The sequence below is a fragment of the Paraburkholderia sp. SIMBA_053 genome (assembly GCF_046534895.1).
GTDB classification, from domain to species: domain Bacteria; phylum Pseudomonadota; class Gammaproteobacteria; order Burkholderiales; family Burkholderiaceae; genus Paraburkholderia; species Paraburkholderia caledonica.
This window is the reverse complement of the sequence record NZ_JAWRXU010000203.1, coordinates 1-371: the sequence shown is the minus strand read 5'-3', so window position 1 is coordinate 371 and position 371 is coordinate 1. Positions and strand designations below refer to the sequence as shown.

At 65.0% G+C, this 371-nt stretch carries 1 pseudogene; it reads left to right on the top strand.

The features are described from left to right. Window positions 1-371: pseudogene (locus SB753_RS35280) on the top strand (lytic transglycosylase); the annotation flags it as partial.

Sequence of the window (371 nt, the reverse complement as noted above, 5' to 3'; positions counted from 1 at the left end):
GCTTTGTCGTTGAAGAACACGGCGAGCGGTTCGTGCTGGAGCTTCCCGGCAGGCCCGTGTACGCATGCGGCCTCCAGCGCTTCCTTACATGGGCTCAACCGCTAAGAGGGCAGAGCATCACGCCGGGGTCACGTGGCTTCGCATCTGTGCTCGTTGATGGCGCGCCGGAAAGCCTGCAGGCGTTACTGGTGCGCAATGGGTGGCTGCAGCCAGCAGCGCTTGACGACGAAGCGCAGGCCGCGTTGACCGAGCGCCGTGGCGGCTGGGCCTGTGCGTCTGCGCAGACACCATTCGACGTCATGCATACAAGCGTCGACGCGAAGATCCTTGCGGGCGTCGCGCTCAATGAGTCGGCCTACAACGGTCGCGCC